The organism is Curtobacterium sp. Arg-1 (genome assembly GCF_025643395.1).
GTDB lineage: Bacteria > Actinomycetota > Actinomycetes > Actinomycetales > Microbacteriaceae > Curtobacterium > Curtobacterium poinsettiae.
This window is the reverse complement of the sequence record NZ_CP095731.1, coordinates 2,418,966-2,442,992: the sequence shown is the minus strand read 5'-3', so window position 1 is coordinate 2,442,992 and position 24,027 is coordinate 2,418,966. Positions and strand designations below refer to the sequence as shown.

The 24,027-nt window shown below is 72.3% G+C and carries 17 protein-coding genes and 1 pseudogene; 13 read left to right on the top strand and 5 right to left on the bottom strand.

The window, feature by feature from the left end; genetic code table 11:
- Window positions 1–77: 77 nt before the first annotated feature.
- Together MXD64_RS11520 and MXD64_RS11515 are read left to right on the top strand one after the other, a co-directional pair.
- A complete protein-coding gene (locus MXD64_RS11520; RefSeq protein ID WP_159556660.1) occupies window positions 78–683 on the top strand; it encodes a hypothetical protein in 606 nt (201 codons plus the stop codon).
- Between the two features lie 77 nt (window positions 684–760).
- Window positions 761–3,253: a hypothetical protein gene (locus tag MXD64_RS11515; protein ID WP_263136468.1), complete on the top strand. Its 2,493-nt coding sequence runs from the start codon at window positions 761–763 to the stop codon at window positions 3,251–3,253.
- 80 nt (window positions 3,254–3,333) lie between these two features.
- Here MXD64_RS11515 and MXD64_RS11510 read toward each other — a convergent pair whose 3' ends face one another.
- Window positions 3,334–4,623, bottom strand: a complete 1,290-nt coding sequence (locus MXD64_RS11510) for a glycosyltransferase (protein ID WP_263136467.1) — start codon at window positions 4,621–4,623, stop codon at window positions 3,334–3,336.
- Between the two features lie 134 nt (window positions 4,624–4,757).
- Between MXD64_RS11510 and MXD64_RS11505 the strand changes: the two genes are divergently transcribed.
- Both MXD64_RS11505 and MXD64_RS11500 read left to right on the top strand, forming a co-directional pair.
- Window positions 4,758–7,244 (top strand): glycosyltransferase, encoded by a 2,487-nt coding sequence (locus MXD64_RS11505; RefSeq protein WP_042538799.1) that lies wholly within the window; start codon window positions 4,758–4,760, stop codon window positions 7,242–7,244.
- Window positions 7,241–7,987, top strand: coding sequence for a polyprenol monophosphomannose synthase (locus tag MXD64_RS11500; RefSeq protein WP_017888795.1), 747 nt, complete (start codon window positions 7,241–7,243; stop codon window positions 7,985–7,987). The genes MXD64_RS11505 and MXD64_RS11500 overlap by 4 nt, the downstream gene beginning before the upstream one ends.
- Window positions 7,988–8,142: 155 nt before the next feature.
- Here MXD64_RS11500 and MXD64_RS11495 read toward each other — a convergent pair whose 3' ends face one another.
- Window positions 8,143–9,429, bottom strand: a complete 1,287-nt coding sequence (locus MXD64_RS11495) for an O-antigen ligase family protein (RefSeq protein ID WP_139179871.1) — start codon at window positions 9,427–9,429, stop codon at window positions 8,143–8,145.
- 107 nt (window positions 9,430–9,536) lie between these two features.
- On the opposite strand from MXD64_RS11495, the gene MXD64_RS11490 reads away from it, so the two are divergent.
- Window positions 9,537–10,889 (top strand): hypothetical protein, encoded by a 1,353-nt coding sequence (locus tag MXD64_RS11490; protein WP_263136465.1) that lies wholly within the window; start codon window positions 9,537–9,539, stop codon window positions 10,887–10,889.
- Between the two features lie 13 nt (window positions 10,890–10,902).
- On the opposite strand, the gene MXD64_RS11485 is transcribed toward MXD64_RS11490, so the two are convergent.
- A complete protein-coding gene (locus MXD64_RS11485) occupies window positions 10,903–12,282 on the bottom strand; it encodes an O-antigen ligase family protein (protein ID WP_017888797.1) in 1,380 nt (459 codons plus the stop codon).
- 65 nt (window positions 12,283–12,347) lie between these two features.
- Between MXD64_RS11485 and manA the strand changes: the two genes are divergently transcribed.
- The 5 genes from manA to MXD64_RS11460 all read left to right on the top strand — a co-directional run bounded on the left by manA (window position 12,348) and on the right by MXD64_RS11460 (window position 19,605).
- Window positions 12,348–13,556, top strand: coding sequence for a mannose-6-phosphate isomerase, class I (gene manA, locus MXD64_RS11480; RefSeq protein WP_263136463.1), 1,209 nt, complete (start codon window positions 12,348–12,350; stop codon window positions 13,554–13,556).
- Between the two features lie 143 nt (window positions 13,557–13,699).
- Window positions 13,700–14,662 carry a UDP-glucose 4-epimerase GalE gene (gene galE / locus MXD64_RS11475; RefSeq protein WP_031260600.1) on the top strand — a complete coding sequence of 321 codons (963 nt, stop codon included), beginning with the start codon at window positions 13,700–13,702 and terminating at the stop codon, window positions 14,660–14,662.
- Window positions 14,663–14,850: 188 nt separating this feature from the next.
- On the top strand, window positions 14,851–15,183 hold the full coding sequence (locus MXD64_RS11470) for a WhiB family transcriptional regulator (protein WP_017888800.1): 333 nt from the start codon (window positions 14,851–14,853) through the stop codon (window positions 15,181–15,183).
- A 178-nt stretch (window positions 15,184–15,361) separates the two neighbouring features.
- Window positions 15,362–18,199: a glycosyltransferase gene (locus MXD64_RS11465; protein ID WP_017888801.1), complete on the top strand. Its 2,838-nt coding sequence runs from the start codon at window positions 15,362–15,364 to the stop codon at window positions 18,197–18,199.
- Window positions 18,196–19,605 (top strand): DUF5719 family protein, encoded by a 1,410-nt coding sequence (locus tag MXD64_RS11460; protein ID WP_017888802.1) that lies wholly within the window; start codon window positions 18,196–18,198, stop codon window positions 19,603–19,605. Before MXD64_RS11465 ends, MXD64_RS11460 begins: the two co-directional genes overlap by 4 nt.
- Window positions 19,606–19,700: 95 nt before the next feature.
- Here the strand turns inward: MXD64_RS11460 and MXD64_RS11455 are convergent, their stop codons facing one another.
- Window positions 19,701–20,141, bottom strand: coding sequence for a metallopeptidase family protein (locus tag MXD64_RS11455; protein WP_017888803.1), 441 nt, complete (start codon window positions 20,139–20,141; stop codon window positions 19,701–19,703).
- A gap of 59 nt (window positions 20,142–20,200) precedes the next feature.
- On the opposite strand from MXD64_RS11455, the gene MXD64_RS11450 reads away from it, so the two are divergent.
- Both MXD64_RS11450 and ahcY read left to right on the top strand, forming a co-directional pair.
- Entirely contained in the window at window positions 20,201–20,416 is a 216-nt protein-coding gene (locus MXD64_RS11450; RefSeq protein WP_017888804.1) for a DUF3499 family protein, read from the top strand.
- A 102-nt stretch (window positions 20,417–20,518) separates the two neighbouring features.
- Window positions 20,519–21,997 (top strand): adenosylhomocysteinase, encoded by a 1,479-nt coding sequence (ahcY, locus tag MXD64_RS11445; RefSeq protein WP_263136458.1) that lies wholly within the window; start codon window positions 20,519–20,521, stop codon window positions 21,995–21,997.
- Between the two features lie 543 nt (window positions 21,998–22,540).
- On the opposite strand, the pseudogene MXD64_RS11440 reads toward ahcY, so the two are convergent.
- Window positions 22,541–22,981: pseudogene (locus MXD64_RS11440) on the bottom strand (RDD family protein); the annotation flags it as partial.
- 42 nt (window positions 22,982–23,023) lie between these two features.
- Here MXD64_RS11440 and MXD64_RS11435 point away from each other — a divergent pair.
- A complete protein-coding gene (locus tag MXD64_RS11435) occupies window positions 23,024–24,022 on the top strand; it encodes a stage II sporulation protein M (protein WP_194589667.1) in 999 nt (332 codons plus the stop codon).
- The last annotated feature ends 5 nt before the right edge of the window (window positions 24,023–24,027 follow it).

Sequence of the window (24,027 nt, the reverse complement as noted above, 5' to 3'; positions counted from 1 at the left end):
AACCCTCAACCTTCACTTTCGAGTTACCGTTGTTGCAACCCGGACCCTTGTCAACATCCTCAGGACGGCCCGTCAGCATGCTCCTCGCATCCAGGCCGATCGCTGCGTTCGCGGTGGTCGGTGCACTCAGTCTCCTCGTGGCCGGTTGTTCCGGTGGTGGCGACGACGCCACCCCGTCGCCGTCGGCCTCCGCCACGCGCACCCCGAGTGCGACCCCGACCGGCGACGCCTCGGCGACCGCGGCACCCACCGGAGCGGCCCCGTCGCCGACCGACGGTGCGTCCGGCGACGGCGGCACCGACTCCGGCGCCGGAGACGACGACACCCCCGGTCCGTTCCCGGGCAGCGGCGCGACGAACCAGCCGGACACCGACCCGTCGGAGTTCCCGGCCACGGCCGTCGTGACCTACGCCGGCTGGGACACCGGCTCGAAGACGCTCCAGGCCGGCGGCCTGGTCTCCGGCACCACCGACACGAGCGGGAAGTGCACCTTCACCGCGACGAAGAACGGCGTCACGCGGAAGGCCACGAGCACCGCGCAGGCGAGTGCCTCGTCGGTGAACTGCGCGCAGGTGTCGTTCCCCGCGGCGAAGGTGCCGAGCGGCACCTGGTCCGTCACCCTGACCTACGCCATCGGCTCCGCGTCGACGACGTCCGACCCCCTGACCGCCGAGGTCCCGTGATGCGCCCCACCCGTTCCCCCCGTCCCGACAGCGATGACCGCCCCGTCCGGCGGTCCCTCCGCAGCTCCCTCGCGCTCGTGGCGTCCCTCGCCGTCGCGGTGAGCGGTCTGACCTTCGGCACGGTGCTCTCGGAGCAGACCACGACCCGGTCGGCGTCGGCCGCCGTCGCCTCGGACTTCGACCCGGGCAACATCATCAGCGACGCGAACTTCTACAACGGCTCGGCCATGAGCGCCGCCGCCGTGCAGTCGTTCCTGACGAGCGTCGCACCGAACTGCCGCAAGGCCTCGGGTGGGCCCGCCTGCCTGAAGGACTTCTCGCAGAAGATGAGCTCGATCGGCGCGGTCTCCGGCCGGTGCAAGGCCATCGCCGGCGGCACCAAGAGCGCCGCGACGATGATCGCCCAGGTCGGTGCCGCGTGCGGCATCAGCCAGAAGGTGCTGCTCGTGCTCCTGCAGAAGGAGCAGGGCATCGTGACGACGTCCTCGCCGACGTCCTACATGTACCTGCACGCCACCGGCTTCGCGTGCCCGGACACCGCCCCGTGCGACCCGGCGTACTTCGGCTTCGGCCAGCAGGTCTACGCCGCCGCGCTGCAGTTCAAGCGGTACCAGGCGACGCCGACCTCGTGGGCGTACCAGGCGGGCCGGACGAACTCGATCCTGCTCAACCCGAACGCCGCGTGCGGCCGCAAGTCCGTCTACATCCAGAACCAGGCCACCGCGGCGCTCTACATCTACACGCCGTACACGCCGAACGCCGCGGCGATGTCGAACCTCTACGGCAGCGGCGACGGCTGCTCGGCCTACGGCAACCGCAACTTCTGGCGCATGTACACCGACTGGTTCGGCGCCTCCAGCGGCAGCGGCAACCCGGTCGGCAACGTCGACGCGGTGACCGCCACCGCCACCTCGACCCTGACGGTCCGGGGATGGGCCGCCGACCCCGACACGACGAACCCCCTGCGCGTCGCGTTCTACGTCGACGGTGACGGCGCGAAGACCATCACCGCCGACGCGAACCGCAGCGACCTGGCGGGCACCCTCGGGGCGAACAACACCCGGCACGGGTTCTCGACGACCCTGACCGGGCTGAGCCTCGGCAAGCACAACGTCTGCACGTACGCCATCAACCAGGGCCGCGGCGGCAACACCCTGCTCGGCTGCTACACCCGCACCGTCACGAGCGAAGCGCCGAAGGGCGTCCTCGACTCGGTGACCGGCGGCGTCGGCACGATCTCGGCGAGCGGCTGGGTCCTCGACCCCGACTCGTCGAAGCCCGGCTCGTGGAAGATCCTGGTCGACGGCGTGAGCAAGGCGACCGGCACGGCCGACACGACCCGCACCGACGTGGCGAAGGTCTACCCGGGCGTCGGCAGCACACTCGGCTTCTCGAAGACGATCGGTGGGATGTCCGCCGGCAAGCGCGCGGTGACGCTCTACGTGGTGGACAAGCCCGGCACGAAGTACGTCAAGGTCGCGTCGAAGTCCGTCGTCGTCGACGCCCCCACCACCGGCAAGACCGGCAAGACCGGCAAGGTCCGCGGCTCGTACGACTCCGTCACCGGCGGCGTCGGCACGGCCACCGTGCGGGGCTGGGCGATCGACCCGGACGTCTGGGACCCGGTCAAGTACAAGATCCACGTCGACGGCGTGAGCACGAACAGCGGTGTCGCGGACGCCACGCGCACCGACGTCGCGGCGGACCACCCCACCTGGGGCTCGGACGTCGGCCTGACGCTCCGGCTCACCGGACTGAAGGCCGGCAAGCACACCGTGCGCGTCTACTTCCAGGACCTGCAGGGCGGCAAGTACGTCAGCTTCGGCACCAAGTCCGTGACCGTGACCGCCGCATCGTCCGCCGAACCCGACGCGTCGGGGACGACGGGCAAGACGGGCAAGACGGGTTCGGTCAAGGGCGCGTACGAGTCCGTGACCGGCGGCGTGAACAGCGCCACGGTGCGCGGCTGGGCGATCGACCCCGACGTCTGGGACCCGGTGCAGTACAAGATCCACGTCGACGGTGTCGCCATCGCCCCCGGAGCCGCGAACGCGAAGCGGACCGACGTCGAGGCCGTGCACCCCGCCTGGGGTTCCGACGTCGGCCTGTCCCTGAAGATCCCCGGGCTGACCGCCGGCACCCACTCGGTGCGGGTGTACTTCCAGGAGCTGCCGAGCGGCACCTACAAGAGCTTCGGCACGAAGAGCGTGCGGGTCACCGACCCGCCCACCACCGGCAAGACGGGCAAGACCGGTTCGGTCAAGGGCCTGTACGAGTCGGTCACCGGCGGCGTCGGCACCATCACGGTCGCCGGCTGGGCCATCGACCCGGACGTCTGGGACCCGGTCGGCTACAAGATCCACCTGGACGGCGTGGCCGTCTCGCCGGGCACCGCGAACGCGACCCGGACCGACGTGCAGGCCGCGCACCCGGACTGGGGGTCGGACGTGGGACTGTCGCGGGAGTTCACCGGGCTGAAGAAGGGCACGCACACCGTGCGCGTCTACTTCCAGGACCTGCCGAGCGGCACCTACAAGAGCTTCGGCACCAAGACCGTCACCGTGCAGTAGACGGTCACCACGACGGACGGGAGGCCTGGTACCAGCTGGTACCGGGCCTCCCGTCCGTCTGTTGGTCGCGTCGACCGCCGTCAGCGGCGTGCGCGCCGCGCCATCAGACCGACGCCGTGCAGCAGCCGGTACTCGGGCGAGCGCGTGAGGCCCTCGAAGCGGGCCGCGATCTGGTCGCGCTCCGCCTCGGCCCGGCGGCGTGCGGTGTCGTACGCGCCGACCTGCTGCTCCGACGCGACCAGGCGTGCGTTGATGTCGTGCACGCCGGACAGGTGGACGTCGCGGTCGTGCTCGGCCTGCCGGAGCGTCTCGCGCTGGGCGGTGGCCCAGCGCAGGAACGCGCCACGCTCGCCGCTCCGACCCGAGGCGGCGGCGACGGCGGCGTCGAGCGACGGGCCGACCTGCTCGGCACGGGTGCGGAACGAGTGCCGCTCGAGCACCACGGCGCGGAGCCGGGCGACCAGGGCCGTGCGCTCGTCGCGGGGCATCGCGAGCACGCGCTCGAGCGAGTCGGCGTCGTCGAACACCGGCACGTCGGACAGGCCGAGCTCGTCGAGCCCGAGCGCGCAGTCGGTGACGGGCAGCGCGCCGGACGCGAGCGACTCGTACAGGCGGGAGTTCAGGGTGCCGTACTCGGCGGCCGGCTCGATCACGTCGTCGACGACGAAACCGGCTGCGCGGTAGACCTCGGGCAGCGCGAAGTAGGACACCGCTGGGCGGAGCTCGACGCCGGCCGAGGCCTCGACGTGGTCGACGTTCGCGGCGAACCAGACGATCGGTTCGGTCGGGGCGACCTCGGCCAGGACGTCCTGCACACGGCGGCGGACACCCCAGAAGTTGACGGTGGTGACGGCGCGGTCGGTACGTTCGCGCGGTGCGGTGGCGTCGGTCGTGAACAGCTCGGTGTCCACGCCGATCGGGACGACCTCGACGGGGCCGCTGTAGCCCGCGGCGACCGCGTCGCGGGCGGCCTCGGACGAGGTCCAGACGGCGTCGAACTCGTCCAGGTACGGCAGGGCTGCCCACTTGGCGGTCCAGTTCCGCACCCACGCCACCAGGGCGGTGCCGGCGGGGACGTAGCCGGGCACGAAGGACTCGATCATGCTGACCACGACGGCGGTGTCGGCGGGGAGCTCCTCGCCCCAGCGCGCCAACGGCCACATCGCCACGCCCCAGCCCTCGGCCCGGAGTGCCCGCGCGAGGCCGAGCGCGACGAACAGGTCGCCCTTGCCCTCGGCCGGATCGGCGGTCGAGACCGCGAAGCGGATCGTGCCGCGGGGGCCCTCGGCGTGCTCGTCGGCCGCGAGGGCCGCGTAGTCCTCGCGGAGGGGGAGGGCATGGGGGTGCTCGGGATCACAGCGGTCACGCACGCCATTCTGCACGAATCCGCAGCGGCGGCAGGGAGTCGGTGGGCGCGCCTTGTAGGGTGTCATCGGCCCGCGGCACCCCGCTGGCCGAGCCACCTACCCGCGCCCGGTGCGCGGCAGCTGCTGGAGGAACTCGCGTGACAGAGCGCAAGCCGGGAGTCGTTTCCGTCATCCTCGTGAACTACAAGGGCACGGACGACACCCTGACGAGCATCGCGGAGCTCCGCAAGCAGGACTGGCCGCAGGACAAGCTCGAGGTGATCGTCGTCGAGAACGGTTCGGGCCCCGAGCACCTCGGTCGGCTGAAGGCCTCGTCCCTCGACTTCACCCTGATCGACGCTGGTGCGAACCTCGGGTTCACGGGCGGGTGCAACCTCGGCGTCGAGAAGTCCTCCGGCGAGGTCGTGGCGTTCCTCAACAACGACGCCCGTCCGGACACCGGCTGGGTGCGCGAGGCCATGGCCACGTTCGCCTCCGGTGCCGACATCGGTGCCGTCGCCTCGAAGGTCCTCGACTGGGAAGGCGTCAACGTCGACTTCACCGAGGCCGCGATGACCTGGTACGGCATGGGCTACAAGCCCTTCGCCGGGTCGCCGGACACCGGCCGGTGGGAGAGCGAGACCGACGTCCTGTTCGGCACCGGCGCCGCGATGTTCATCCGCGCCGAGCTCTTCGAGCAGCTCGACGGCTTCGACGACCGCTACTTCATGTTCTACGAGGACGTCGACCTCGGCTGGCGGCTCAACCTGCTCGGCTGGCGCTTCCGGTACCAGCCGAAGTCCGTCGCGTTCCACAAGCACCACGCGTCGATGAACAAGTTCGGCGACTTCCGCGAGACCTACCTGCTCGAGCGCAACGCACTGTTCACGCTCTACAAGAACCTCGGTGACGAACAGCTCGCCGCGGCGCTGCCCGGTTCGCTGGCGCTCGCCGTCCGCCGTGCCGTGGGCCGCGGGGAGCTCGACTCCACCGAGCTCGACCTGCGCAACCCCGGCGACGACAGCGTCCCCACCATCCCGGTGCCGAAGACGAGCATGGCGGGCATCTACGGCGTCGACCAGTTCGTCGAGCAGCTGCCGTCGATGACCGAGTCCCGCCGCCAGATCCAGGCGACCCGTGTCCGGTCCGACCGCGAGCTCCTCCGCCTGTTCGGCAACCGCGACGAGCCCGCGTACCCGATCGAGAACTACCTGGCCGGCTACGACAAGATCGTGCACTCCCTCGGCGTGCTCGAGGTCGGCACCCGTCGCCGCGTCCTCATCATCACGGGCGACTCGATCGGCGCGAAGATGGCCGGTCCGGCGATCCGTGCCACCCAGATGGCGAAGCAGCTGGCATCGGAGCACGACGTCCGCGTGGTCAGCCTCACCCGCTCGTCGCCGATCGACCCCTCGTACGAGGTCGTCACGGTCCCGCACCGCCACCCGCGCCAGATGGTCGAGCACGAGGGCTGGGCCGACGTCATCATCGTGCAGGGCCACGCGCTCCGGCTGTTCCCCGTGCTCGAGTCGACCAGCAAGATCCTGGTCGTCGACGTCTACGACCCGCTGCACCTCGAGCAGCTCGAACAGGGCCGCAGCGACGACGTCGACAAGTGGAACCGCCAGATCCTCGACGCCTCGGACACGCTGAACCACCAGCTCGAGCTCGGCGACTACTTCATCTGTGCCTCGGAGCGTCAGCGGATGTTCTGGCTCGGGCAGCTCGCCGGCTCCGGCCGCGTGAACGCCCGCACGTACTCGCGTGACGCCGACCTGCGCTCGCTCATCGGCGTCGTGCCGTTCGGCCTGTCCTCGACCCCGCCGGTGCACGACCAGCAGCGGGTCAAGGGCGTCGTGCCGGGCATCGGCAAGAACGACAAGCTCGTCGTCTGGGGCGGGGGGATCTACGACTGGTTCGACCCGATCACCCTGGTCCGCTCGATCGCCCGGCTCGCCGAGCGCCGTCCGTCGGTCAAGCTCTTCTTCATGGGTGTGCAGCACCCGAACCCCGACGTCCCCGAGATGGACATCGTGGCGAAGGTCCGCGCCGAGGCGGACGCCCTCGGGCTCACCGGCAAGCACGTGTTCTTCAACGACCAGTGGATCCCGTACGAGGAGCGCGGCGCCTACCTGCTCGAGGCCGACGCCGGCGTCTCGACGCACTACGAGCACCTCGAGACGACGTTCTCGTTCCGCACCCGCATCCTCGACTACCTGTGGGCACGTCTGCCGATCGTCACGACGGCCGGCGACTCGTTCGGTGACCTCGTCGCGGAGCAGAAGCTCGGCATCGCGGTGCACGAGCAGGACGTCGACGGCCTGGCGACCGCGCTCGAGACGGCGCTCTTCGACAAGAAGGCCCGCACCGAGTTCATCGGCAACGTCGACCGTGTGCGCGAGCAGTTCACGTGGGAGAACGTCCTCGCCCCGCTCGTCGAGTTCTGCCGGAACCCGATCCGCGCTGCGGACAAGTCGGTGCGCGACACGACGTCCTCGATCGAGCCGCACAAGATGCGCGTCCGCGTGCCGGAGCGCAAGAAGCTCTCCGGTGTCCGCTACGACCTCGGTCGCGCCGTGCACTACCTGCGCACCGAGGGCCCCCGCAGCGTCGCAGGCAAGGTGAAGCGGCGCCTGAACCGGTGACCCCGGGGGACACCGCCGCCCTCGTCATCGTCCCGACCTACGACGAGGCCGAGAACATCCGCGCGATCACGGCCGCCGTGCTGGCGGCGGTGCCCGGTGCCCACGTGCTCGTCGTCGACGACGGCAGCCCGGACGGCACCGGGGACATCGTGCGGTCGCTGGCCGCCGCTGACGACCGCGTGCACCTGCTGCAGCGCCCCGGCAAGGCCGGGCTCGGCACGGCGTACGTCGCCGGCTTCCGGTGGGGTCTGGAGCGCGGCTACCCGCTGCTGGTCGAGATGGACGCCGACGGCTCGCACCCGGCCGACCGGTTGCCGGCCATGATCGACGCCGTGACCGCGTCCGAGGACGTCCTGCTCGCGATCGGGTCCCGCTGGGTGCCGGGTGGCTCGGTCGTCGACTGGCCGCTCCGACGCCAGGCGCTCAGCCGCGGGGCGAACACCTACGCCCGCCTGGTGCTCGGCCTCGACGTGCGCGACATCACCGCCGGGTACCGCGTGTACCGCTCGTCGGCGATCGCGCGGATGGACCTCGGGTCGGTGGACTCGAAGGGGTACTGCTTCCAGGTGGACATGACGCTGCGCGTGGACGCCCTCGGCGGCCGCATCGTCGAGGTGCCGATCCGGTTCCGCGACCGCGTGCACGGGGTCTCCAAGATGAGCCGGTCCATCGTGGTCGAGGCGATGCTCCGTGTCACCCGGTGGGGTGTGCAGCGCCGTCTCGGTCGCCGCACGCGCCCGTAGCGCGAGGCCCGGAGCGCGCGATCGCTTCGTGCACAGGAACGGTCGGGTCCCGTCCGCCGGGGCGACCACTCCTGCTCACGATGCGCGCGCCCGGAACGTTCGACGTGACGGCCTGGAGGCGCGGTGCGGGGCCGCCACGGGCCTCCGGTCCGTCGCTACACGCGCGGCAGGTGCCGGCGCCACGAGCGCCGCCGCGCGGCGATCACGAGCACCGTCACGAAGAACATCAGCCCCGCACCGTGCAGCAGGTAGCTCTCCGCCGTGCTGGTGACGGCGAGCAGCACGAGCACCGCGGCCGGCCACACGTACGCCACCCCGGGGAACGTCGTCGCCGTCACCCAGGCCCGCGCGAACGCGAGCAGCGCCGTGATCCCGAGGATGAGCGTGCCCGCGAAGCCGATCTGCAGCCAGGCGTCCACGAAGGCGTTCAGGCCCGAGGTGAAGCGGACGCCGGCGGGGTCGATGAGCGTCACGTACGGCACCACCGGCTCGGTCGGCCAGGTCCCCACCCAGCCCCAGCCCTGGATCGGGTAGCGCTCCACCAGGACCCGGATCTGGGACCACAGGTCCGTGCGCGTCGCGGTGCCGCCGGCCGCCCCGATCTCGGCGAGCAGCCGGTGCCGCGCGAGCACCCCGACGGCCAGGGTCAGCAGGACGACCGCGCCGAGGACGCCGTTGACCACCGGTCTGGTCGCCGGTCGCGCGTGCCGGAGTGACCAGAGCGCCAGTGCGGTGACGGCGAGTGCGATCATCGCCAGGCCGGTGATGGGGGACTGCACGAGCATCAGGGCGATGACGGCGAGCGAGGTCGAGGCGATCGCGCGCCAGAGCGTGACGGACCGGGTGAGGAACTCGACCACGAAGGTGACCAGTGCCATGGCGGCGATGAAGCCCATGAAGTTGCGTGTGCCGCCGATGCCCTGGATCGGGCCGCCGTACGCGATGTCACCGCGGATGCCGAACGCCGGGAACGGGACGTCGAGCACCAGGCCGGACAGGACCTCGAGCCCGAGGGCGGTCACGAGCAGGATCCGGAAGGCGTCGCCCGAGGCCCGGATCACCTGCACCAGGTCGCGGCCGAGCGCCAGGTACAGCCCGAGGCCGATGAAGCACACGGTCTGCACGAGCCCGCGGAGCGCGAACCAGGAGTACTCGCTCCACAGCACGCTCAACGCGCAGTAGCCGACGAAGGCCAACAGCGAGAGGGGGAGGACCCCGTGCCACTCGATCCGGTAGCGCTGTCCCAGCAGACTCAGCCCCGCGAGCACGAACAGCGTCACGAGCACCGCCCAGGTCCCCGCCTGACCGACGAGTGTCTCCACCGTGGGCTGGCCGAACCCGAACAGCACGATGACCGTCGCGAGCGCCTGGCTGAACCGTCCACCGGCCGAGAAGCCGATCCAGGCGGAGAGGTACCGGCGCCCGAGCACCTGTCTGCTCACCCGGCCGTCCGTCACGCGTCCATCTTGGCGCACGACCTTGTGACGAGCACACCACATCGCGGTGTGGCTGTATCGACGATGCGCGATGAGCGATCTATCCTCACCGAATGGACGTCGCGCGCAGGGTCGTCGGCGTCCCGCTCGTCGCGGTCCTCGTCGGCCTGCTCACGACCGCACTGGCCTGGTACCGCCTCGGTCCGGTGGCGCGGAACACCGTCTGGGCCGAGGACGGCGGCGTGTTCCTGCGCGAACGGATCGCGATGGGGCCCGTCGACACGCTGCTGCACCCCTACGCCGGCTACCTGCACCTGCTGCCCCGGCTCATCGTCGACCTCGGCTACGCGCTGCCGCCCGAACGGTACGCGCAGGTGGTGGCACTGGCGTCCTGCGCGGTGGTCGGCGGGGTCTGCGCCCTGGTGTTCGTGCTGTCCCGCGACGTCGTCCGCCCGTGGCCGTTCCGGCTGGTGCTCGCCGCCGTCCCCGTCGTCCTGCCGCTCGCCCCGTACGAGATCAGCGGCAACGCGGCGAACCTGCACTGGTTCCTGCTCGTCCTGGTGCCGTGGGTCTTCACCTTCCGCAGCCGCTCCTGGTGGGGCGCGGGCGCGCTCGCCGTGGTCGCTGGTGTCGCCGTGCTCACCGAACCCCTCACCGCACTGTTCGCGCCCCTGTTGCTCCTCGCGTGGACGCCCCGAGGCCGAACGCCCGGCGCATCCGGTCGGTGGTCCGCGCTGCCCGTCACGGTCGTCGTGGTCGTCGCCCTGGCCGCGCAGGGCGTCACGGCCCTGACGAACCCGCGTGCCCTCGCCACGGGGTCGCCGGCGGTCGTGGACGTGCTCGCCGGGTACCTGCTGCGTCCCGTGGCGGGTGCCTGGGGTCCGGACCTCGGCGCCGCGCTGACGGCGGTGGTGGAGCACGGCTGGGCCGTGGTCCTGGTCCCCGCCGCCCTGCTGCTGGTCGTCCTGGTGGCGGCCGTGGTCGTCGGGCCGACAGGCACCCGGTGGATGGTCACGGCACTCGCCGCCGGTTCGGTCGCGGTGTGGTGGGTGGCCGTCCTCGCCAACCACGGTGCCGGCGTCCGCTGGTCCGCGCCGGTGAGCGCGATGGCCGCCCTGCCGCCGCAGCGCTACGCCGCCGCTGCCGGCCTGCTGCTCGTGAGCGCCGCGGTGGTCGCCGCCGCCGCGCTGGTGGACGCGCCCCGCTGGTCGCGTGTGGCGGCACGGACAGGAGGCGCGGGTCGCTTCGTCGGTGCGCTGGCCGGTTGGTGCGTGGTCACCGCCGTCGTCGCGTCGGCCGTGCTGCACGTCGCGCCGGCGGACACGCGGCGCAGCGACGGCCCGGTGTGGGCCGGGCAGTTGCCGGCGGCGGTCGAGGCGTGCGACGCGGACCCGTCGCTCGAGGTCGCCCGGGTGCGGTCGAACCCGTGGTCGTCCCCGGTGGCGTGCTCCTGGCTGTCGCGCTGAGGGAGCGCCCGGGTCAGCGCGTGCCGGCCCAGCGGAACTCGCGCTTGGCCAGCGGCGTGCGGGGGCCGTCGCCGGTGGACACGGGTTCCTCGCCGGTCAGCACGATGCGGGTCTTGATCGCGAGCAGGGCGAAGAGCACCCAGTTCCCCTGGTAGAGCAGGCGGGACTCGGCGACGGACTGCACGAGCAGCGCGACGACGACCAGGAGCGGCAGGAGCGACACCGGGTCGAACGACCGCGGACGCAGCGTGGCGTCGTACCCGATGCGGGTCGCGCAGGCCCACGAGCGCGACAGCGTCGTCACCACGTAGATCGCGAAGAGCACCAGGCCGATGATGCCGGTCTGCATCCAGACGTCCAGGTAGGCGTCGTGGGCCTGCAGGTAGGTGACACCCTTGCGGTGCGCCAGGTCGGCGAGCGTCGGGATGCCGGGCCACCAGTACCCGATCCAGCCCCAGCCACCCACGGGGTGCTGGTCGATCAGCCCGAGCACCTTGCCCCAGATCTCGCCCCGACCGGTGGCGTCCGAGCCCTTGCCGAGCAGCTCGGAGACCGGACCACGCAGCACGGCCGCGGCGACGGCGACGACGATCGCGCCCACCGCGAGCAGCAGGTAGCGCGGGGTGCGGCGCTCGGTCGGCACACGGCGCATCCACACCGCGACCAGGGCGACCACGGCGACCACGAGGGCAGCGGCGATGACCGTCGACGAGCGGGTGAGGACGAAGCCGAGTGCGGCGACGAGGAGCCAGCCGATAGCTTGGTTGCGGCGGATCCGGCCCTCGGCGAACTGCACGGCGACCACGATCGCGACCAGCAGGGCGACCATGGCGAGCAGGTTCGCGTTGCCCGGCAGGCCCTGGATCCGGCCACCGGTGAAGAGCTCGGCGCGAGAGAAGTAGAACGCGTCGGGGACGTCGCGGTCGCCGTAGTCGGTCCAGATCGGCGCGATCGGGTGGCGGACGAACACCGCGACGACGGCTTCGAACAGCAGCGAGAGCATCAGGACCCAGCGGAGCGCGAGGCTCATGGCGTCGGTGATCCGCCGCCACGTCAGGGTCGAGGCGATCGTGAACGCCACGGCGGCGCAGATCACCTGCACGGTCAGGCTCGAGATCGTCGCGAACCGCCAGTGCGACCAGACCAGCGTCACCAGGCACCAGCCGAGGAACGCCCAGAGCGCCCAGGGGGTGCGGACGAGCGGCGGCTTCGCCCGGACCAGGATCGTGGTGCCCCAGGCGGCGACGAGGGCCCAGAGGACACCGGCCCCGACCCAGGTGAGGGTGTTCGGCACGGCGTCGCCCGCGAACAGCACGAACAGGGTCGTCGCCCCGAAGGCGAACGCCTCGCGCTCCGGTACGGCCCCGCGCGCCAGCGGCCAGGTGTTCGTCACGACGCCAGGGTACCGGCCGGTCGCCGTCCGCAGGACTCCTCGGCGGCGCCGGTAGGCTCTGGCCCATGTTCCTCGGCATCACGAACACCCCCCGCGACTACGCCTGGGGCTCGGTCACCGCGATCCCGGAGCTCCTCGGCCGCACCGTCACGGGTGCCCCGCAGGCGGAGCTCTGGCTCGGCGCCCACGCCGGCAGCCCCAGCGTCGTCGTCAACCCCGCCATGGTGGGCGGAGCCGACACGCTCCGCGACTGGATCGCCGACGAGCCGGAGACCGCCCTCGGTCCGGACCGCACCGACCTGCCGTTCCTGCTCAAGGTGCTCGCGGCGGCCGCACCGCTCTCGCTGCAGGCGCACCCCACCCCGGAGCAGGCGGCGGAGGGCTTCGCCCGTGAAGAGCGCGAGGGCATCCCGCTCGGCGACCCGGCTCGCAACTACAAGGACCCGTTCCCGAAGCCCGAGCTCGTCGTCGCGCTGAGCGAGCGGTTCGAGGCGCTGAGCGGCTTCCGCCCCGTCGAGGAGACCCTCGCCGAGGTGCGCGTGCTCGACGCCGGCACCGGACGGCTCGGTCCGCTCGAGGTGCACCTGCTGCACGGGCTCGAGGACACCGTCCGCTGGCTCGAGACCGCCGACGAGTCCGCACTCGCCGTGGTGCAGGCCGCGAGCGACCTGGCCGTCGCCCTCGACGACGACCTGCTCACCCCGAACACCGCGACCGTGCGCGACCTGGCGACCAGCTGGCCGGGCGACCCCGGCATCGTGGTCTCCCTGCTCATGCACCGTGTGACGCTCGGTGCGGGGCAGGCGATGTACCTGCCCGCCGGCAACATCCACGCCTACCTCGACGGGCTCGGCATCGAGCTGATGGCACCGTCGGACAACGTGCTCCGCGGCGGGCTGACGCCGAAGCACGTCGACGTGCCGGAGCTCCTGCGGGTGCTCGACTTCACCGCCTACCCGGCCCCGGTCCTCGAGCCGGAGCGCATCGCCGGCGGCGTCGACCGGTTCGCACCGGACGGCGTCGGCTTCGCGCTGCTGCGGGTGGACGGCGACGGCCGCCCGGCCGGCCTGAGCACGGGCGGGGTCGCGCCGCTCGTCGGACCGTCGATCGCGATCTGCACCGAGGGCGTCGTCACGCTCGTCGGCGCGCAGTCGGCCACCCTGCTCCGCAAGGGCGAGTCGTGCTTCATCACGCCGGACGAGGGCGACGTGACCGTCGAGGCGGACTCGTCCGACGGCATCACGTCGACGGTGTTCATCGCCACCGGCGCCTAGGACCGGCGCCCAGGACCCGCGCGCGCCCAAGACAGGCGTCCTGGCCGGGGACGCCGTCGCGGAACCGGCGCGGAACCGCACGCGGCGGCGCGGACCCGCACACCGCCACCGTGGCGTCGCCGACGTCCGCTAGCGTGGCGAGCATGAGTTGGCTGGTCACCGGCGGTGCCGGGTACATCGGGTCCCACGTCGTCCGAGCACTGCGCTCGGCCGGCATCGACACGGTCGCGTTCGACGACCTCTCGAGCGGCTTCCGCGCGTTCGTGCCGGACGACGTGCCGTTCGTCGAGGGCACGATCCTCGACGGGGAGCTCGTGGCGCGCACCCTGCGCGAGCACGAGGTCACCGGCGTGGTCCACGTCGCGGGGTTCAAGTACGCCGGCGTCTCCGTCGAGCGCCCGCTGCACACCTACGAGCAGAACGTCACCGGCATGGCGACCCTGCTCCGCGCGATGGCCGAGACCGGCGTCACCAAGGCGGTCTTCTCGTCGAGCGCGGCGGTCTACGGCACGCCGGACGTCGAGACCGTGGTCGAGTCCACCCCGAAGAACCCGGAGTCGCCGTACGGCGAGTCGAAGCTCATCGGCGAGTGGCTGCTGCGCGACATGGAGGTCGCCGCCGGATTCGCCACCACGTCGCTCCGGTACTTCAACGTCGTCGGCTCGGGGGAGCCCGACCTGTACGACGCCAGCCCGCACAACCTGTTCCCGCTGGTCTTCGACGCGCTGCTCGCCGGCCGGACCCCGCGGATCAACGGCGACGACTACGCCACCCCGGACGGCACCTGTGTCCGCGACTACGTGCACGTGGCCGACCTGGCGCACTCGCACGCCGTGGCCGCACGGAAGCTCGAGGCCGGGGAGCCGCTCGAGCGCGCCTACAACCTCGGCAGCGGCGACGGCGTGAGCGTCCGGCAGATCATGGACGCGATGGCTGCCGGCACCGGGATCGCCTTCGACCCCGAGATCGCACCGCGGCGCCCCGGCGACCCGGCCCGCATCGTCGCGACCGGCGAAGCCGCCGCCCGAGACCTCGAGTGGGCGATGCGGCACTCCCTGGACGAGATGGTCTCGAGCGCGTGGGAGGCCCGCCGCAGCGCCTCCTGAGCGCCTGAGGACGAGTCAGTTGTCCCCCGGAAGGCCCACCCGAGCGGCGCGACACGCCCAAACGGGGGACATGACACGCTGGAGCGGTCAGTGCCTTCTATGATCCGCGACTTGACTCAGGCGAATGACACCGCTGTAATTACAGGCAACGGCCGCAAGAGTTGGGGTTCGTTGTCGAGGCGGCAGGGGTGATCAGGGTGAACGGTTCCGAGTTCCACGCCGGAGTTCCGGAGGACTGGCACGTCGATCCCGTGGCGCTCGGCGTCCCCGGGGTCCGACGTCCCGAGGCGGACGACGAGGAGAACCCGCTCGCCTGGCAGGTCGACTCGCTATGCGCACAGACCGACCCCGAGGCGTTCTTCCCCGAGAAGGGCGGCTCCACGCGCGAGGCGAAGAAGATCTGCACCTCGTGCGAGGTCCGGGCGCAGTGCCTCGAGTACGCGCTCGAGAACGACGAACGCTTCGGCATCTGGGGTGGCCTCTCCGAGCGGGAACGCCGCAAGCTGCGGAAACGGGCGTAGGAGCGTCCACGGCGCGCCAGCGCCGTGCGACTGCGGCCCTGAGGAGCCTGCGACGAAGGCGCCGGAAGGCCACCGCCTCTGCCCGCCCCGCACCGCGCGGTGAGCGCGTCCACAGCTTCACGGCGCGCCGCCGTCCGCAGCCGGCACCGCGCCTCCAGACCGTAGAGTGACGCCCGTCATGCAGCCCAGAGTCACCGCGATCCTCGTCGCCGCCAACGGGGCGGCCCACCTCGACCGGACCCTGGACGCGCTCGCCGCCCAGACCCGCCACCCCGAGAACCTCGTGGTCGTCGACGTCGGCACGACCGACGGTTCGACCGCCGAACTGTCCTTCGGTGGGTCCGCGCAGCTCGTCCGCCTCCCGGCGGGCCGGTCGTTCGGTGACGCCGTCCGGCAGGGCGAGCGCAGCGCGCCGCCCGCCGCGACCGACGAGCCGGTCGACGAGTGGCTGTGGATCCTCGGCCACGACAACGCGCCGGCACCGACCGCGCTCGCCGACCTGCTGGGCGCCGTCGAGATCGCGCCGTCGGTCGTCGTCGCCGGTCCGAAGCTCGTCGCCGACGACGATCCGTCGCTGATCCGCGCGTTCGGCGAGAGCATGACCCGCTTCGGCCGCTCGATCGTCCTGGTGCAGGACGAGCTCGACCAGGGCCAGCACGACCGCAACACCGACGTGCTCGGCGTCACCGCCGGCGGCATGCTCGTGCGTCGCTCGGTCTGGAACGAACTCGGCGGGTTCGACCCGGCACTGCCGGACGTCGACGCGGCGCTCGACTTCTCGGTCCGGGTCCGCCTCGCCGGACACCGCGTGGCCCTCGTGCCCGAGGCCAGGGTCACCAGCGCCGGACCGATCGAGGAGTTCGGGCGCAAGCGTGTGTCCGAGGCGCGGCGCGTCCGGATGCACCGGCAGGCGCAGCTGCACCGTCGGATGACGTACGCCCCCATCGCGCTCGTCTGGCTGCACTGGCTCACGCTCGTGCCCTTCGCGGTCGGCCGCGCCCTCGGGCACCTGGTCGCGAAGCACCCAGCCGCCGTGGTCCCCGAGCTCTCCGCCGCGTTCGCGGTCGCGTTCGGCGGCGGCACGGGCCGTGCACGCAAGAACCTCGCCCGCACGAAGCAGCTCGGCTGGGCGGCCGTCGAACCGCTCCGGGTGAGCTGGCGTCGGGTGTACGAGCACCGCACCACCTCGCGCGACGTCGAACTCGCCCGCGTCGAGGACGCCCCGATCGCCCGGGCGTCGTTCCTCGGCGACGGCGGGATCTGGGTGGTCCTGGCCGCCGCGGCGCTCAGCGTCGTGACGCTCTACCCGCTGCTCGGCTCGCCGGCCCTGACCGGCGGGGGACTCCTGCCGCTCTCCGCGACCCCCGGTCAGCTCTGGCAGAACGTCGGGTACGGCTTCCACTCGCTCGGCACCGGCTTCACGGGCCCGTCCGACCCCTTCACCGCGGTGCTCGCCGTGCTCGGCTCGATCGTCTTCTGGTCGCCGTCCACCGCGGTCGTGCTCGTCATGCTCGTCGCGTTCCCGCTGTCCGCCCTCGGTGCCTGGTTCGCGGTCCGCAAGGTCACGACCCGCACCTGGGTGCCGGTCATCGGCGCGTCGCTCTACGCCATCGCCCCGTCGCTCGTCGGCGCGGTGACGACCGGGCACCTCGGCGCCGTGATCGCGCACCTGGTCCTGCCGTGGCTGTTCGTCGCCGTGCTCGAGGCGCACCGCTCGTGGGCCTGGGCCTCGGGTGCGTCGCTGCTATTCGCCGTGGTCGCCGCCTCGGCTCCGTCGCTGCTGCCGGTCCTGCTGATCGGCTGGCTCGTGGCGCTGCTGGTCGGCTGGCGCCGGGCCCACCGTCGCGTGTTCATCCCGGTGCCGACCGCGGTGCTGTTCCTGCCGCTGATCCTGGCGCAGGCAGCACGCGGCAACCTGCTCGCCGTGTTCGCCGACCCCGGGGCGCCGTCCGCGACCCGGGCACCGTCCGCCCTGCAGCTGGCCATCGGGCAGCCCCTGCCCGACTGGAGCGGCTGGCTGCCCGCGACCTCCGGGCTGACGCTCGTCGTCGGGGCCCTGCCGATCGTGATGGCCGTCCTGGCCCTGCCGGTCGCCGTCGCCGCGATCGGGGCGGTGCTCGGCCACCGCTGGGCGGTCGCCGGCTCCGCGCTCGTCATCGCGCTCCTCGGCTTCGCCACGGCCTTCGCCGCCACCCACGTCACCGTCACCGGTGTCGGTTCCACCACCACCATCGTCTGGCCCGGCAGCGGGTTGTCCGTGTACTGGCTCGCCCTCGTGGTGGCGGCGTGCATCGGCATCGACGTGCTGCCGAAGGCCGCACCGGTCACAGGGCTCGTCGCGACGGTGCTCGCCGGGATCGCCGTCGCGCCGGCGTTCGCGGCGTTCTACCTCGGCACCGCCACGATCGAGCCGACCACGGGCCGCGTGCTCAGCGCCTACGTGAACGCCGAGGCCCAGGCGAACCCCGACGTCGGCACGCTCGTGGTCGTGCCGCAGGACGACGGGTCGCTCGCCGTCACGCTCGAACGCGGGCAGGGGTCCACCCTCGACGACCAGTCGACGCTCGACGCGACCGCGCTCCGGCTGAGCGAGTCCGGCTCGCGGCTGACCACGCTCGCGGGCAACCTGGCCAGTCGCAGCGGGTACGACCCCCGGCCGGCGCTCCGCGAACTCGGCGTGAGCTTCGTGCTCATCGACGACGCGGGCGACGACCCCGAGGCGCAGACGGTGCACGACCGGGCCGCCGGTGCCATCGGCCAGAACGCGCTCTTCACCAGCATCGGCGAGACCACCAACGGGCAGCTGTTCCACTACGACGGCGAGGTCGACCGCACGCGCTCCGGCTCCGCGGCGACCCAGGCCACCCACGTGCTGTACCTCGTCGTGCTCGGCGTGGTCTTCGGCGCCGCAGCCCTGCTCGCGGTCCCGACGGCCCCGCGCCGCCGCCGTGCCACCTCGAACGTCATCGAGGCCGAGGAACCCGCCACCACCTTCGACGAGGAGCGCGACGAATGAGCACCACCCCCTCCTCCGTCCGGCGCTGGATCGTCCGCGGCACCGCCACGGCCGTCGCCGTCGTCGTCGCGGCGGGCGCCGTCACCGCGGCGCACGCCATCGGCACCGAGTCGGAACCCGGCCGACCCGCCGGGCGCACCGTCACGCCGGTCCCCGCCGCCGCCGAACGTGTCTGCGCCGGCAGCGCACTGCGTCTGTCCGACGACGCGGGCAACGACGCGACGCAGGCGAGCACCGTCGGCACCGCCACCGTCGCGACCGCGACGACCGGTTCCACGGTCGAGCGGTCCGCGCTCGACGCCTCGACCACCGGCGGCAGCGACCCCCGGCTCCTGACGGCGCCAGCGGGGGAGTCGACCCCGCAGGTCGCGGGCAGCAGCTTCCAGAGCGTCTCGAGCGGCGACCTGGTGGGGGCCGGAGCGGCCTCGTGCGACGACCCCACCCAGTCCACGTGGCTCGTCGGCGGATCGACCGAGACCGGTCGCACGAGCCTCGTGACGCTCTCGAACCCGACGGACGTCAACGCCACGGTCGACCTGGCGATCTACGACGGCGACGGGACGGTCAGCGCCCCCGGGACCACCGGCATCGTCGTGGCACCGAACACGCAGAAGGTCGTCCCGCTGTCGGGCTTCGTGTCCGACGCCGCGTCGACGGTCGTGCACGTCACGTCGTCCGGTGGGCAGATCGTCGCGCACATGCAGGAGACCGTCGTCCGCACCCTGACCCCGGGCGGCTTCGACATCGTCTCCGGCGGCGCTGCGCCGTCCCGGTCCCAGGTCATCCCCGCCGTCGTCCTCGCCGACGCGCAGGCCGCCCAGCGTGGTGACGACACGGCCGACGCGGCACCGGTCGTCCGACTGTTCGTGCCGGGCACGAAGTCGGCCCGCGTCACCCTCGGCATCAGCACGGCCGACGGCGGCGGCACGACCGTCAACGCCACCGCCGAGCCCGGCGTCGTGACCGACGTCCCGCTCGACGACTTCCCGGACGGCCGGTACTCGTTCACCGTCACGTCGACCCAGCCGATCGTCACCGGGGCGCGCACCACGACGCCCACCGACGGCACCAGCACCGGCACCGACCTCGGGTGGTTCGCCTCCGCCGAGCCGCTCGGCGACGAGACCATCACCGCCATCGCGCCGGGCGAGGGTGTGCGGCTGAACTTCGTGAACCCCACGAGCGAGGACCGCACGGTCACGGTGCGGTCGGGCGACGAACGACGCACCCTGACGCTCCTGTCCGGCGCCACCGGGACCCTGTCGGTGCCGACGGCGAAGCAGCTCACGCTGACCGGCACCGACGGCGTCGTCGCGGGGGTCACGTACCGCGGTGCCGACGGGATCGCCGGGTTCCCGGTGCGCCCGGCCACCGACGTGTCCACGCCGGTGCGCGTCTACCCCTGACGGGCGGACCGGCGGCCCCGTTCAGTGGCTGATCGGCACGGTGCAGTCGGTCCGGCTCACCGGCCTGTCGGCGCGGTGCGGCCGGTCGGTCCGGCTCACCAGTGTCGGTAGCGGTCCGGTGCCAGGTCCCACGGGTCCTTGCCGATCAGCTCGCCCACCGCGCGGAACACCGCGGTCTCGATGATGATGCGGCGGTCGGAGTCGTCCTTCTCGGGGCTCCGGTTCACCCGCTCCACGGGGATGCGGAACACGGTCACGCGGCGGGTGTCACGGTCGATGCGCCAACGTGGCATCTCGTCCGGCAGGGTCTGGTCGCTCGGCATGTCCGCCACCTGGAAGACCACGCCCGCGAGTTCCTCGGGCCACAGGCCGAGCAGGTAGTGCGCACTGTCACCGACGATGCGGTCGAACGCCTCGGCGCGGGTGATGATCGGCGCGAGTTCGGGTCCGGTGACGCTCGAACGCCCGCCACGGCCGTGCCGGGAGCGCCCCCGACCGCGGTCGACCGGGGTGACGAGGCGAGGCTTCCGACGCATCCCCACATCGTACGCGGGGACGGGTGCACGCCGGACGCTCCGCTAGGCTCCCTGACGACATGGACGTGCGGATCTGCAGCAAGGTGGCGTGTGCCAACAGCGCTTCGTCGACCCTGACCTACGACTACGGCGACTCCATGGTCGTCATCGGTCCGCTGTCGACCCGGGTCGAACCGCACGGCTACGACCTCTGCGCCCGCCACGCGGCAACGCTGCGCGTCCCGCGCGGCTGGCAGGTGGTGCGGCGCGAGCCGCTCCCGCGCGACGCGGACTGACGGCGCGCGTCCGCGGCGTGGGTGAGGGCGATCTGGAGGCCCGGGGAACGTGACCGGGATCGGCTGGTGACCCGCGCCTCCCGGCATGGAAGACTGGCGGGCATGCCCACCGAAACCCGCACCGCTGCTGTGTTCCGCGTCGCCGACCTGTCCCTCGCCGAGGCGGGCCGGCACCAGATCCGCCTCGCCGAGAACGAGATGCCGGGCCTGATGTCACTGCGTGACGAGTTCGCCGCGGCGCAGCCGCTCGCCGGCGCGCGCATCGCCGGGTCCCTGCACATGACGGTGCAGACCGCCGTGCTCATCGAGACGCTCGTCGCCCTCGGCGCCCAGGTGCGCTGGGCCAGCTGCAACATCTTCTCCACCCAGGACGAAGCCGCCGCGGCGGTCGCCGTCGGACCCACCGGCACCCCGGACGCCCCCGCCGGCGTCCCGGTGTTCGCGTGGAAGGGCGAGACGCTCGAGGAGTGCTGGTGGTGCACCAGCCGCATCTTCGACTGGAGCGACGAGGCCGCCGCGGCCGGTGCGGACTGGACCGGCCCGAACCTGATCCTGGACGACGGCGGCGACGCCACCATGCTCGTGCACACCGGCGCCGACGCCGAGGCCGCCGGTGCCGCACCGGTCGCCGAGCCGGACGCCAGCGCCGAGTGGAAGATCGTGCTCGACACCGTCGCGCGGTCGCTCGAGACCTCGTCCGACCGCTGGACCCGCATCGCGGCCGACATCCAGGGCGTCACCGAGGAGACCACGACGGGCGTGCACCGTCTGTACGAGCTGTTCCGGAACGGCGAGCTGAAGTTCCCGGCGATCAACGTCAACGACTCCGTGACGAAGTCGAAGTTCGACAACAAGTACGGCATCCGGCACTCGCTGCCCGACGGTCTGAACCGCGCCACCGACGTGCTCATCGGCGGCAAGGTCGCCTTCGTCGTCGGCTACGGCGACGTCGGCAAGGGGGCGGCCGAGGCGCTCCGCGGGCAGGGCGCCCGCGTCATCGTCAGCGAGGTCGACCCCATCTGTGCGCTGCAGGCGGCGATGGACGGCTACCAGGTCGCGCGCCTGGCGGACGTCGTCGACACCGTCGACATGGTCATCACGTGCACCGGCAACCTGGGCGTGGTCGGGGTCGACGAGATGCTCGGGCTGAAGCACCTGGCGATCGTCGCGAACGTGGGGCACTTCGACAACGAGATCGACATGGCCGGGCTCGAGGCGCTGCCCGGCGTCTCGAAGGTCGAGATCAAGCCGCAGGTGCACGAGTGGCGGCTGCCGACCGGGCGGTCGATCCTGGTGCTGTCCGAGGGGCGGCTCATGAACCTCGGCAACGCGACGGGCCACCCGTCGTTCGTGATGAGCAACTCGTTCACGAACCAGGTGCTCGCGCAGATCGAGCTGCACACCCGGCGCGACGAGTACCCGACCGGCGTGTACGTGCTGCCGAAGCACCTGGACGAGAAGGTCGCGCGCCTGCACCTCGACGCCCTCGGGGTGCAGCTGACGTCGCTGCGTCCGGAGCAGGCCGCGTACATCGGTGTCCTCGTCGAGGGCCCCTTCAAGCCGGACCACTACCGCTACTGAGCTCGGCGTTCCTGCGCTCCCGCACGACACCGGTGTTCGCACGTTGCACCCCGGCACGCGGGTGTTCAGCGCGCGAACACCGGTGTCTTGCGAGCAGCCCGCGCCGCGCGCTGCGTCAGCGGGGAAGCCCGGCGGGCGCGCCGACGCCGTGGACCCCGCTGCGGTGAGCAGCTCGGCGCGGGCGCCCAGCGCCCGGACGTCCCGACGACGACGCAGCACGACGACCCCGGCCAGGAACACCTCGGGCGGCACGGGCGGCACGGGGTGGGCGAACGCCGACACCTCGGCCGCGAGCGACTGCGCCGCTGCCTCGCGCAGTTCCGGTCGCATCAGCGCCGCCCCGCGGAAGAACGCGCCGAGCCGGTTCTCCAACCGCTGCGGCAGCGCCGAGACGTCCGCGACGCCGGCCCACGCCGCCAGTTCCGGTGGCAGGAGCACCTCGGGGTCGCGCTGTTTCGGCAGGCGCTCGTGCTGCACGATCGTGCCTGCGAGCAGGTCCCCGAGGCGCCTCGGCCGGGTGCCGAACAGCGCGACGAGCAGGGCGACCGACCCGAACGTCATCCAGAGCTCGAACAGGCCGACGAGCGACCGGGTGAAGGCGTGCCGGAACCCGATCGAACCGCCGTCGAGCCGGACCACCCGGGTGCCGGTGGCGAACCGTCCGACGCTCCGCCCCTTCGTCACCGTCTCGACCGCGGCGGGGACCAGCACCAGCACGACGACGAGCAGCACGATGTTCAGCGCAGCACCCCAGGCGGGTTCGAGGCCCCTCGGCCAGAGTCGTGCGACCCCGAACATCGCGAGCACGAACAGGACGAGGACGCACAGGCCGTCCAGCAGGGCCGCTGCGAGCCGCAGCACGAGTCCGGCGGGTTGGACGTCGAGCGCGACACCCTCGCCCACCACGAGCTCGTCGGCGGTCTCGTCGAGATCGCGCGAGAACCGGGCGTCGGCGAGGTCACGCGGCGTGCGGGGCTTCGGCATGGGATCATTCTGTCGGAGATCGCGCGACCTGAGGGGGAACTCGTGGACCTGGATGCCTACGCCGAGGTGCATCGTGACCGGTGGCAGGAGCTCGACCGGCTGGCGCGTGCCCGGCACCGGTCCGGTGCGGACGTCGACCGGCTCGTCGCCGGCTACCAGGAGGCCGCCACCGACCTCGCCCGCATCCGCGGTGCCGCACCGCGCACCGTGACCGGCGACCGGCTCTCGCTCACGCTGTTCCGCGCCCGACTGCGCTTCACCGGCACCCCCGTCGACCCGCTGACCGCGGTCGCACTGTTCTTCACGCGGCAGCTCCCCGCGGCGCTCTACCGGATCCGCTGGGTGACCATCTGGGTCGCGCTCGCGACGGTGGCGATCGGGGCGATCGTCGCGATCTGGATCACCACGACCCCCGGTGCGACGGCGACCTTCGGCAGCGACGAGGCCCTGCGCCGGTACGCCACGCAGGACTTCGTCGACTACTACTCGAACCGCGGTCTCGGGGCGTTCACGGCGCAGGTCTGGACGAACAACGCGTACATCGCCGCGACGATGGTCGCCTTCGGGATCACCGGGGTCTTCGTGCCGTTCTCGATCATGCAGAACGCCGTCAGCCTGGGGGTGTCCGCGGCGATCATGCACTCCCAGGGACGCCTGGCCGACTTCTTCCTCTACATCTCCCCGCACGGGCAGCTGGAGCTCTACTCGGTCTTCCTGGCCGGTGGCGCGGGGCTGATGATCTTCTGGTCGTGGGTGGCACCGGGCCCCGGTCGCACCCGCGCCCAGGCCCTCGCCGAGGACGGCCGGGCACTCATCACCATCGCGATCGGCCTGACCCTGACCCTGCTGCTGTCCGGCATCGTCGAGGGCGTGGTGACGCGGCAGGACTGGCCGTGGCCGATCAAGATCGGCATCGGCACGATCGCCCTGGTCGCGGTGCTCGCGTACCAGTGGGTGCTCGGCGGTCGCGCCTACCGGGCGGGGGAGCGCGGCGACCTCGAGGAGTTCGAGCGCGGCTCCACCGCCCTGGTGGCGGGCTAGGGCCT

Coding starts and splice junctions, on each gene's coding strand:
- MXD64_RS11520 (WP_159556660.1), top strand. CDS start 78: ATGCTCCTCGCATCCAGGCCGATCGCTGCGTTCGCGGTGGTCGGTGCA.
- MXD64_RS11490 (WP_263136465.1), top strand. CDS start 9,537: ATGGACGTCGCGCGCAGGGTCGTCGGCGTCCCGCTCGTCGCGGTCCTC.
- manA (WP_263136463.1), top strand. CDS start 12,348: ATGTTCCTCGGCATCACGAACACCCCCCGCGACTACGCCTGGGGCTCG.
- galE (WP_031260600.1), top strand. CDS start 13,700: ATGAGTTGGCTGGTCACCGGCGGTGCCGGGTACATCGGGTCCCACGTC.
- MXD64_RS11465 (WP_017888801.1), top strand. CDS start 15,362: ATGCAGCCCAGAGTCACCGCGATCCTCGTCGCCGCCAACGGGGCGGCC.
- MXD64_RS11460 (WP_017888802.1), top strand. CDS start 18,196: ATGAGCACCACCCCCTCCTCCGTCCGGCGCTGGATCGTCCGCGGCACC.
- MXD64_RS11455 (WP_017888803.1), bottom strand. CDS start 20,141: ATGCGTCGGAAGCCTCGCCTCGTCACCCCGGTCGACCGCGGTCGGGGG.
- MXD64_RS11450 (WP_017888804.1), top strand. CDS start 20,201: ATGGACGTGCGGATCTGCAGCAAGGTGGCGTGTGCCAACAGCGCTTCG.
- ahcY (WP_263136458.1), top strand. CDS start 20,519: ATGCCCACCGAAACCCGCACCGCTGCTGTGTTCCGCGTCGCCGACCTG.